The 10,542-nt window shown below is 70.8% G+C and carries 10 protein-coding genes; 1 reads left to right on the top strand and 9 read right to left on the bottom strand.

What is annotated here, in order from left to right; translation table 11 throughout:
- Positions 1–86 precede the first annotated feature (86 nt).
- The 5 genes from ABWK99_RS09080 to ABWK99_RS09060 form a co-directional block, all read right to left on the bottom strand.
- Complete coding sequence (locus tag ABWK99_RS09080) at positions 87–1,211, bottom strand: glycoside hydrolase family 117 protein (RefSeq protein WP_372594377.1); 1,125 nt, start codon at positions 1,209–1,211, stop codon at positions 87–89.
- On the bottom strand, positions 1,208–2,095 hold the full coding sequence (locus ABWK99_RS09075; protein ID WP_372594376.1) for a carbohydrate ABC transporter permease: 888 nt from the start codon (positions 2,093–2,095) through the stop codon (positions 1,208–1,210). The genes ABWK99_RS09080 and ABWK99_RS09075 overlap by 4 nt, the downstream gene beginning before the upstream one ends.
- 4 nt (positions 2,096–2,099) lie before the next feature.
- Positions 2,100–2,975, bottom strand: coding sequence for a carbohydrate ABC transporter permease (locus tag ABWK99_RS09070; RefSeq protein ID WP_372594375.1), 876 nt, complete (start codon positions 2,973–2,975; stop codon positions 2,100–2,102).
- Positions 2,976–3,059: 84 nt separating this feature from the next.
- Positions 3,060–4,382: an ABC transporter substrate-binding protein gene (locus ABWK99_RS09065; protein ID WP_372594374.1), complete on the bottom strand. Its 1,323-nt coding sequence runs from the start codon at positions 4,380–4,382 to the stop codon at positions 3,060–3,062.
- A gap of 53 nt (positions 4,383–4,435) precedes the next feature.
- Positions 4,436–5,923 (bottom strand): aldehyde dehydrogenase family protein, encoded by a 1,488-nt coding sequence (locus ABWK99_RS09060; RefSeq protein ID WP_372594373.1) that lies wholly within the window; start codon positions 5,921–5,923, stop codon positions 4,436–4,438.
- A gap of 177 nt (positions 5,924–6,100) precedes the next feature.
- Between ABWK99_RS09060 and ABWK99_RS09055 the strand changes: the two genes are divergently transcribed.
- A complete protein-coding gene (locus ABWK99_RS09055; RefSeq protein WP_372594372.1) occupies positions 6,101–7,141 on the top strand; it encodes a LacI family DNA-binding transcriptional regulator in 1,041 nt (346 codons plus the stop codon).
- A 129-nt stretch (positions 7,142–7,270) separates the two neighbouring features.
- On the opposite strand, the gene ABWK99_RS09050 is transcribed toward ABWK99_RS09055, so the two are convergent.
- The 4 genes from ABWK99_RS09050 to ABWK99_RS09035 form a co-directional block, all read right to left on the bottom strand.
- Complete coding sequence (locus ABWK99_RS09050; RefSeq protein WP_372594371.1) at positions 7,271–8,026, bottom strand: SDR family NAD(P)-dependent oxidoreductase; 756 nt, start codon at positions 8,024–8,026, stop codon at positions 7,271–7,273.
- Positions 8,027–8,072: 46 nt separating this feature from the next.
- Entirely contained in the window at positions 8,073–9,173 is a 1,101-nt protein-coding gene (locus ABWK99_RS09045; RefSeq protein WP_372594370.1) for a sugar kinase, read from the bottom strand.
- Positions 9,174–9,221: 48 nt separating this feature from the next.
- Entirely contained in the window at positions 9,222–9,848 is a 627-nt protein-coding gene (eda, locus tag ABWK99_RS09040) for a bifunctional 4-hydroxy-2-oxoglutarate aldolase/2-dehydro-3-deoxy-phosphogluconate aldolase (RefSeq protein WP_372594369.1), read from the bottom strand.
- Between the two features lie 145 nt (positions 9,849–9,993).
- Positions 9,994–10,407 carry an IclR family transcriptional regulator C-terminal domain-containing protein gene (locus tag ABWK99_RS09035; RefSeq protein ID WP_372594368.1) on the bottom strand — a complete coding sequence of 138 codons (414 nt, stop codon included), beginning with the start codon at positions 10,405–10,407 and terminating at the stop codon, positions 9,994–9,996.
- Between the last annotated feature and the right edge of the window lie 135 nt (positions 10,408–10,542).

The following is a 10,542-nucleotide window of genomic DNA, read 5'->3' as shown; positions in this document are numbered from 1 at the left end:
GTCGGTCCGCACCCGTTCGATCTTGGCCATCGTCTCCACATCTCTCTCGAGGATCCCGGCGCGGCAGTGCCACGCAGGGACGGTCGTCAGTCGGTCGGGGTGCTGGTCCAGGACCCGGCGGCCGGCGCGGTCTCTGGCGAGATCCCGGCGGCGTACAGGTCCTTCATCCGCTCGTCGGCTCGGAACCCCGTGATGAAGTGCCACGGTCCCGAGACGTCGTGGCTGAGCCCCCAGCGCACGCCGTCGAGCGGCGTCGTCGTCGGCGTTCGCCTGCGCAGCGGCCCTGCCGCGATCGGCGGGTTCGGCAGATAGGCGGTGATCTCGAAGTTCAGGCCGTCCGGCGCGAACTGCATCGTGTTGCGCTCCGGCCCGTCGGTGGTCAGGAGCGCGGCCACCCCGTCGTCGTGCAGCCACAGGCACGTCTCGTGACCGCTGTTCGTGACCGGGTTGAGCGGGGACCGCTCGTACGGCCCGTCGACCGACTCGGCGATCGCCACGCCCCAGCGGGTCGATCGGCCGCCCATGGTGTAGGCCTCGCCCTTCTGCTCCCCCTTGTAGTAGAGGAAGAAGCGCCCGTCGTAGGGCAGCAGGATCGGGTCGTGCACCTTGAGGCTGTCGAAGTCCCCCTGGGACAGGACGGCGAGCCGGTTGTCCTCGTCCCCGAGCCACTCCCCCGTCCGGGAGGGCTCGAGCAACGGGGCTGGGCTCTTGACCCAGGGCCCCTCGGGTGAGGAGGCCGTGGCCATGGCGATCGACTCGTAGGAGCGCAGCCGGTACGGCGAGGAGATCACCTGGTAGACGAGGTGGAATCGCCCCTCGTGCTCGAGGACCTCCGGGGTGAAGACGCTGCGGTCGTCGTAGGCTCCGGGCGCGCCGGCGCCGACCGCTCGGCCCTGCTCGACCCAGACCTGCCCGTCGGTCGACGTGGCGTGCCAGATCTCCGAGAGGTCCCACGGGAAGACCTTCGCCCCCGGGTCGCCCGACCCGAACCCAACGGTCTCCCCCGTCGAGCGCGAGTACCAGGTGTGGAAGACGCCGTCGACCAGGAGGACCGAGCTCGGGTCGCGCCGGTGCACGCCCACCTCGGGCCCGAGGCCGACGACCTCGGTCGTCGTGAACTCGCAGAACCACTCGGGAGTGCCGGTGTACTGCCGGGCTCGCCTCGTCGCGGCGCTGATCGGCCGGGCGTCCATGCCCTCGGTGGCGCTCACTTGCCGGCTCCCAGCGTGAGGCCCTGGATCACACGACGCTGCATGAACATGAAGATGAGGATCAGCGGCAGCACACCGAGCAGGGCGGCGGGGAAGAGCGTCGTCGGGTCGACCGAGTTGGGGTCGATGAACGAGTAGGCGTTGACCATCACGGTGCGCTTGTCCGCGTCGCGCAGGAACACGAGGGGGATGATGAGGTCGTTCCAGATCTGCAGCGCGATGAAGATCATCAACGTGGCGGTGATCGGCTGCAGGAGGGGGAAGACCACCACTCGGAAGATGCGCAGGGTGCCTGCACCGTCGAGCTCTGCCGCCTCCTCGACCTCGATCGGCACCTGCCGCAGGAAGCTCGTGTAGAAGAAGATCGCGATCGGCAGGTTGAGCCCGACGTAGGTCAGGATCACCCCGGCCCAGGTGTTGAGGAGCCCGAGGTCGCGCTGCAGGAGGTAGAGCGGGGCGATGATGACGAACACCGGCAGGGTCATCCCGGCGATGAACAGCCGGTACACCCACGCCGTCCACCGTCGCGTCAGACGGGAGAGCGGGTAGGCCGCCAGTGCCCCGATGGACACCACGAAGAACACGGAGAACACCATGATGATCACCGTGTTGCGCACGCTGATCAGGTAGTCCATCTGATTGAAGGCGTTGACGAAGTTCTCCGTCGTCGCCGGGATCGGCAGCCCGAGGGGGTTGAGCGCCACCTCGACGGGCGTGCGGAGCGAGGTGAAGACCGTCAGCACGAGCGGGAACATGAACAGGAGCACGACGACCCCGAGCACGATGTTGCTCAGGAGGCTCGGGCGTCCGCTCGCCGACGATCGGGTCAGGGCGGAGCCGCGGAGCGCGCGAGGCATGGACGGCGGTGCGGGAGGCAGGCTCATGGCCTCAGATCCTTTCCTCGCGGCGGCGCAGGACGGCGCTGACGATGCTGGTGAGAACGACGACGACCACGAGCAGGAGCAGGGCGACCGTGATCCCGTAGGCGAAGGACCCGCGCCCGCCGAAGACCTTCTGGTAGATGACGAGCGTCAGGGTGGTTGTCGACCCGGCCGGCCCGCCGTTCGTCATGACCAGCGGGAACTCGAACACCTTGAGCGAACCGATCAGGGAGAGCGTCACGTTGACCGTCAGCGAGGGTGCCAGCAGGGGCCACTCGATCCACCGGAAGCGGCGCCAGCCGTCGGCCCCGTCCACCCGGGCCGCGTCGAGGGTCTCGCTCGGCAGGTTCATGTACCCGGCGAGGAAGATCGCCGCGGAGTAGCCGGCGAACATCCACACGTTGACCGCCGCGATGGACCACAGTGCCGTGGACGGGTCGCCGAGCCAGATCCGGGTGAGCGAGTCCAGCCCGACGGCCTCGAGCACGGTGTTGATCGCTCCGTTCGGGGCGTAGAGCGCGGACCAGATGAAGGCCGCCATGAGCGGGGAGATGAGCATCGGGAGCAGGAACGCGACGCTCAGCCCCCGCTGGGCCCGCATCCGCCGGAAGAAGGCCCTGGCGAGGGCGAGGCCGATCGCGTTCTGCAGCACGACGACCACGACCGCGTAGGCGATCGTCCGGTACAGCGCCGAGGTGACCTGGGAGTCCCCGGCCAGGGTCGCGAAGTTCTCCAGGCCGATGAAGTTGCCGGGGTTGCCGGCCGGGCTGTCGGTGAGGCTCAGCAGTGCGCTGTTCACCAGGGGGTAGATGACCACCAGCAGGTAGATCGCCACGGCGGGCGCCATGAAGGCGATCGCGGTGACAGGGCGGCGGCTGATCATGGGGACCTCTTCTGTCTGGTTACCGCGAGGTGGGAGGGGTGCCGGTGTCCGGCCCCCTCCCACCGGCGGAGGGGCAGGTGCGTACTACGGGCGCAGCTGCGCGTCCATGGTCGAGATGAACTCGTCCTCGTCGATCTGGCCGAGCTGCAGCGACTGGATCCCCGACTCGAGGCTCTTCCCTGCGTCCCACGTCATCCACGTCGTGTTGGGCAGGAACCGGTTGCGGCCCGCCTCGAACGCCGCGAGCGTCGGTGCCGTCGTCGCGTCGTCCGGGTTGACCCCGCCCTGCCACGGCGACTGGGCGCGCTCGCTCTCGAGGAACGGCAGCGCGTTCTCCGGGTCGGCCCAGAAGTCCACGTAGGCCTTGGCCGCGTCGGCGACCTTGGTGTTCGCGTTGACCGACCACATGACGCCGACGAAGTAGTTGTTGCTCGGGTCGCTGCCCGCGTCGCCACCGGGCCACGGGGCGATCTGGAAGTTCTCCAGGCCGGCGTCGAGGATCCCGGCGGCGCTCCAGGCCCCCTGGACGAAGAACGCGGTCTTGCCTGCCGCGAAGTCGAAGGCGGCGTTTGCCCACTCGTCGACCCCGAGCTCGGTCTTGTAGTCGATGAACCCGCCCTCCTCGAGGGCCATCATCTGGTCGACCGAGGAACGCCAGTCCTCGAAGCTGACCTCACCGTCGAGGAACTGCTGGTCCCAGTCGGGGTTGTCCTGGTAGAGGCGGGTCGCCGCGATGGCCTGGAGCACCCAGCTCCCCGTGTTGCCCGCCTTGTTCGGCAGGGCGAGCGGAGTGATCCCCGCGGCCTCCAGCGCCGTCATCGCCTCCTCGAACTCCGGGAAGGTCGTCGGCACCTCGGCGAGGCCGACCTCGGCGAGCAGGTCCATGTTCGCGAAGAGCCCGATGGAGATGAGCTCGGTGGGGGCCGCGTAGACCATCTCGCCCTGGCTCACGAACGGCACGACCTCGTCCTGCAAGGTGTCGACCCATGCGCTGTCGGACAGGTCCATGAGGTACCCGGCGGTGGCCCAGTCGGCGACCTTCGTGGGGTCCGTCATGAGGACGTCCGCGCTCTCGCCCGCAAGGAGCTCCGGCTGGACCCGCTGGATGTAGGCGTCGTTGGCCGGGACGAACTCGTACTGCAGATCGATCTCGGGGTGTGCTGCCGAGAACGCCTCGTTGATCCCCGCGATGTTCGCAGGCTCGGTGTCCGAGCCCTTCCAGCCGTAGACCTTGAGGACGGTCTGCTCGTCACCGCCGGCCGAGCCGCTCGCGTCGTCCGCGGCGGTCGAGCCCGAGCAGGCGGTCAGCGCAAGACCGAGGCTGAGGGCCCCGGCGGCGACGACGGACGGCCGCCGCAGCCGTCGGGTGATCTGGGCGGACGCGCCGCCGTGGATGGTGCTCCTCATTGAACAGCCTTTCTTTGGGGTGGGGCGGGAGGTTGAGCCAGGGTCGGAACCGGTCACGCACCGCGGCCGTAGCCGAGGTACGTCGTCTTGTGCCGCACGTACTTGGCGTAGCCGTGCGCGCCGTCGTCGCCCCCGAGGCCGGAGGCCTTCCACCCGGTGTGGAAGCCCTGGACCTGCTCGGGGCCGATCTTGTTGAGGTAGACCTCGCCGAACTCCAGGTCGTCGACGGCGCGCATCGCGCGGTTGAGGTCCTGCGTGTAGACGTAGGCGGTCAGGCCGTAGGCGGAAGAGTTCGCGTTGGCGATGGCCTCCTCGTCGGTGGAGAACTCGACGAGGGGAAGGACGGGCCCGAAGACCTCCTCGCGGGCGATGTCCATGTCGACGGTGACCCCGGAGAGCACCGTCGGGGCGAACCAGTTGCCCGCGGCGAACTCCGCGCCCTCCGGTCGGCCACCACCGACCTCCACCGTGGCCCCCTGCGCCACGGCGAGGTCGACCATCTCCTTGACCTTGACCCACTCGCGTTCGGCCACGAGCGGGCCCATCACGTGCCCGGTCGGCGAGGGCCGGCCGGGGACGGTCGCGCGGAAGGCCTCGACGACGAGGGCGCGGAACTCGGCAGCGACGCTCTCGTGGACGTAGGTGACCTCGTTGCACGTGCAGACCTGCCCGGCGTTCCACAACCGGGCCTCGACGGCAGCAGCGGCGGCCGCCTTCAGGTCGGCGTCGGCGAAGACGATCATCGGGGCCTTGCCGCCGAGCTCGAGCGAGACGGGGATGATCGAGTCCGCCGTGGAGGCGAGGATCTCGCGACCGCCGCGGGTGGAACCGGTCATCGTGACCATGCCGATGCCCGGGTGCGTCACGAGCGCCTTGCCGACCACCCGACCCGCTCCGCACACCACGTTGAGCAGCCCGTCCGGCAGGCCGGCGAGCTGAGCGACGCGGGCGAGCGCGAGAGCGGACAGCGGAGTGAGCTCGCTGGGCTTGACGATGATCGCGTTGCCGGCCATGAGCGCCGGGGCGACCTTGCGGGCGAAGATCGCAGCAGGGAAGTTCCACGGAAGGATCGCGGCGATGACGCCGATCGGCTCCTCGCGGGTCTCGATCCGCTCCCCGTGCTCGGCCGCGACGACCTCGCCGACGGTGCGGTACTTCTGGCTGATCGCGAAGTCGAAGAAGGCCTGCGCCCCGGCGATCTCGCCCAAGGCGTCCGCCGGCGACTTGCCCTGCTCCGCGGTGACGATGGCGGCGAGCTCGCTCGCGTGCTCCCCGATCGCGAGACGGACGCGCTCGAGCACCGCTGCCCTGGCGGTGTGGCTCTGACGACGCCACTGCTTCTGTGCCGCCGTGGCGACCTCCACGGCACGGGCGACGTCCTCGGGGGTGAGGGTGGGGACCTCGGCCAGGACGACACCCGTGGCCGGGTCGACCACCGCGGTGGAGCTCGGGGAACCCGCGCTGGACCACTCGCCGCCGATCACGCTCGACGGCGCGGTGCCGAGCAGGGAGCTCTCACCGAACAGGGACTGGGTGCTCATGGTTCCTCTTCTCACAACGGGTGCGCACTGCGTCGGGCTACCACCTGCGAACGAGCCGGGTCCGGGGGCCTGTGCCCGGGACGACGTCCGTGTCGTTCCAGGAACCCCGTGGAGAACCGGTTTTCCAGACGGTACCCTGAGTCCCGTCCAGGGCGCAAGACCCCGCGGAGGAGCACGATGGTCACGATCTCGTCACAGGAGCCGCGGGGACGCGCGCGGCTCGTCGACGTGGCCGAGCGCAGCGGTGTGACCAAGTCGATCGTGTCCCGGGTCATCAACGGGGACACCACCCTGCGGATCCGGCCGGAGACCAGGACGCGCATCCTGCGCATCGCCGACGACCTCGGCTACCGCCCGCACGCCGGCGCGCGTGCCCTGTCCCTGTCCCGGACCGGCGTGCTCGCCCTGCTCATCCCCGACCTGTCGAACTCGGTGTACGCCGCGGTCACGCGGGGGGCGTATCGCCAGGCGCGCGAGCTGGGCTACGCCGTCCTGCTGGCGGAGGACACCGCCGACGTGGGCGGCGGGGACGACTACGCCGAGCTGGTCATCAGCGGACGCGTCGACGGCCTGCTCGTCGCCTCCGCACGGGCCGACCACCCCCTGGTCGACCGCCTCCTGCGGGAACCGGACGCGATCGCCCACGTCTTCGTCAACCGCGAGGTCCCCGGCTCCCACCGCAACGTCGGCCTGGACATGGCGGGAGCCTCGGCCGCGGCGGTGGACCACCTCGTGGCGCACGGGCATCGCCATATCGCCATGACGCCCGGCCCGCCGGAGCTCACGCCGGCCCAGGCCAGACTCGGCGGGTTCCGCGCACGGCTGGAGCACCACGGCCTGTCACCGGAGGCGATCGCCTCGGGTGACTTCAGCGAGGCGGGGGGCTACACCGCGGCCCGCGAGATCCTGACCCGCTGGCCCAGCACGACGGCCCTGTACACGAGCACCTTCGTCCAGGCGATCGGTGCGATGCAGGCGGCTCGCAGCCTCGGTCGACGACTTCCTCACGACCTGTCGATCATCACCTACGACGACTCGCCGATGGCCGACTACCTCGAGCCCCGACTCACGACGGTGGCGATGCCCCTGGCCGAGCTCGGGGCCACGGCCGTGGACCTCCTGGTCGAGCAGCTCGCGAGCGGCCAGGTGCGCGACCTGCGCATCGAGGACGGCTTCCGGATCGTCGAGCGGGACTCGGTGGTCCCGCCTACCCGGTGACCTGCCGCGGCTGCTGGGCGAACTGCCGGGCGCACGAGGCCTCGACCCACTCGTGGCGCGACCACGTGGGCTGAGTGCGCGGTCGCCGGCCGGATCCACCCCGGCCCGGCCGACGACCGCGGATCGTGGTCAGCGGAACCAGGTGCCGCCGTTGACGTCGAGCACGATGCCGGTGACGAACGACGCCCCCGGGGAGGCGAGGTACGCCACCGCCCCCGCGATGTCGTCCGGCTCGCCTGCGCGGCCGACGGGGGTGCCGGCGACGGCGGCCTTCTGGCCGGCCTCCGGCGTGAAGGTCGTGTGGAACGGCGTGCCGCCGATGAACCCGGGGGCGATGGAGTTGACGGTGATCCCGCGCGGACCGAGCTCCTTCGCGAGCGCCCGCGTGAAGCCGTCGAGGGCGGACTTCGACGTGGCGTAGGCCACCGCGCCGTTCCCGCCGCCGTTCTCCCCCGCCTGCGAGCCGATCGAGATGATGCGGCCGCCCTCGGGCATCTGCTGCAGCGTCGCCCTGGTGACCCGGAAGGTGCTCGTGAGGTTGACGTCGATGACGGCGAACCAGTGCTCGTCGCTCATCTCGGCGAGGCTCTGCCGACCGACCAGGCCGCCGGCGTTGTTCACCAGCAGGTCGATCGGGCCGCCGAGCGCCTCGGCCGCGGCAGCGAGCACCGAGTCCACCTGGGCCTGGTCGGTGGCGTCGAGGGCGAAGGCCCCGGAGCGACGCCCGAGGGCCTCGATCTCCGCGGCCACCGGGCCGCCGTCGTGCGAGCGATAGGTCAGGGCCACATCGGCCCCGGCCCGCGCCAGGGTGAGGGCGATGGCCCGGCCGATGCCGGTCCCCCCGCCCGTCACCAGGGCACGGCGGCCGGTCAGGTCCTGCGTCATCGAAACCTCCGAGAAGTGGGGCGGGTCACCTGGTGGGGATCCGGCGTCAGCGGTCGACGCGGGCGCCACCGCCGTCGGCGAGCTTGAGGACCTCGGCCTTGGTGACCATGGTCGTGTCGCCGGGGGTGGTCATGGCCAGGGCGCCGTGGGCTGCGCCGTACTGGACGGCGGTGGCCAGCGGCTGCCCGTCGAGCAGCCCGTAGATCAGTCCCGAGGCGAAGGAGTCCCCGCCGCCGACGCGGTCCATGATCTCCAGCCGCTCGCGGTGGGTGGCCTCGACCAGTCCGGACTCGGGCGACCAGGCCAGTGCGCCCCAGTCGTTGATGGTGGCCGAGCGCACGGTGCGCAGGGTGGTGGCGATGACCTGGAAGTTCGGGAACGCGGCGGCCGCGGTGGCGATCATCCCGGCGAACCCGGCGGTGTCCAGCTCGGCGAGGTCCTCGTCGACGCCTGCGACCTCGAAGCCCAGGCTCGCGGTGAAGTCCTCCTCGTTGCCGATCATCACGTCGATGAACGGGGCGATCGCGCGGTTGACCTCCTGCGCCTTGGCCTGCCCGCCGATCGAGCGCCACAGGGAGGGCCGGTAGTTCAGGTCGTAGGAGACCACGGTGCCGTACTTCTTCGCGGTGGTGACCGCCTCGATGACCGTCTCTGCGGAGGTCTCGCTCAGGGCGGCGAAGATCCCGCCGGTGTGCAGCCAGCGGACCCCGAGCTCACCGAAGAGGTGGTCCCAGTCCACGTCACCCGGCTTGAGCTGGGACGCGGCGGTCAGGCCACGGTCGGAGACGCCGACCGCTCCGCGCACCCCGAAGCCGCGCTCGGTGAAGTTGAGGCCGTTGCGGACCTCACGCCCGATCCCGTCGTAGGGCACCCACTGGATGAACTGGGTGTCGACCCCGCCCTGCAGGATGAAGTCCTCCACCAGGCGACCGATCTCGTTGTCGGCCAGAGCCGTGACGACCGCACCACGCAGGCCGAACGCCCGGCGCAGGCCGCGGGTCACGTTGTACTCCCCGCCGCCCTCCCATGCCCGGAAGGAACGCGCGGTGCGGATCCGCCCCTCACCCGGATCCAGGCGGAGCATCACCTCACCCAGGGACACGGCGTCGTAGCGGCACTCGGAGGCGGGGCGGATGGACAGGCTCATGACGATTCCTCGGTGAACGGTCGGGGTGGAGAACGGGCAGGTGGCCGGTCAGGCCTGGAGCAGGGCGACGGCCTCGGCCGTCAGGCGGGTGATCTCGGCGAAGTCGCCGGCCTTCACGCTCGCGCGGGGGACCATCCACGAGCCGCCCACGGCAGCGACGGCCGGGATGGCGAGGTACTCGTGCAGGTTCTTCGGGCCGATCCCGCCGGTGGGCACGAAGCGCACCCCGCCGAACGGAGCAGCGAGCGCGGCGATCGCCGGCGCACCGCCGGAGGTGCCGGCCGGGAAGAACTTCACCGTGGTCAGCCCCAGCTCGAGCGCGGCCTGGACCTCGGTCGCGGTCACCGCACCGGGCAGCGCGAGGACGCCGTGCTCCTGGCAGCGCTCGACGACGGCCTTGCTCAGCCCCGGGGACACGATGTAGCTCGCACCGGCGGCGACCGCGAGGTCGACCTGCTGGGGGGTGAGCACCGTGCCGGCACCGACGAGCATGTCGCCGCGGGCGCTCATCGCACGGATCGAGTCCTCGGCGGCGGCGGTGCGGAAGGTGACCTCGGCGACGGGCAGTCCGCCCGCGACGAGAGCTGCGGCCAAGGGGTCGGCGTCTGCGGCGTCGTCGAGGACGACGACCGGGACGAGGCGGGCGGCACCGAGTGCCGAGAGGGTGTCCGTCATCGGACTCACCGTTTCACTAGGCGGAATGCACTTATCGCTGTGCGAAACCAGGATGCCACAGCGATCGCGGGGACTCAACCCCTTCGCGGAGATCGGACGGGCCGGATGCCCGGAGCCCCTCCCCCGACCGAGTACGCCGAGGGCCTCAGAGCGCGGGCAGCGTGAGACCGCCCGGCAGCAGCGGCGGCAGCACCTCTCGCAGCTGGGCGTGCAGCCGGGCGACCCGTGCGGCCGACATGCGCTCGGCGGGGGCCGTGATGCTCACGGCGGCGACCGCCGTTCCGGAGCGCAGCAACGGGACCGCGAGGCAGCTGATCCCCGGCTCGTTCTCCTCGTCCTCCGTCGCGTACCCGATCACCCGTGCGCGCTCGATGACGGACCAGACCTGCTCGGCGTCCACCGGCGGCCGCGAGGCGTCCGTCGGTCCCGCGGGAGCGACCGCCGCGCCCACGTAGGCCGACAGCGCCGTGCGAGTGGTGCCCCGGTAGGCGAGCAACGCCCGGCCGAGCGCCGTGGTCACCGCGGGGATCCGGCGGCCGACGGCCGACCACACGCGCACCGACCGCTCCGATTAAAGCGCGGCGAGCAGCCGAGACCAAACGACCAGCGGCCCGCTTCTCGGCGTCCGCTGCGCTCTTGGTCTCACTGCGTTTTCAATCCTCTGCGTGGTCGGCAGCCAAGCAAGGTATCCACC

It is taken from the genome of Actinotalea sp. (assembly GCF_041597215.1).
In the GTDB taxonomy this organism is placed as follows: Bacteria; Actinomycetota; Actinomycetes; order Actinomycetales; family Cellulomonadaceae; genus Actinotalea.
Note: the sequence above shows the minus strand (reverse complement) of the source record. Positions and strands in the feature narration are given on the sequence as shown.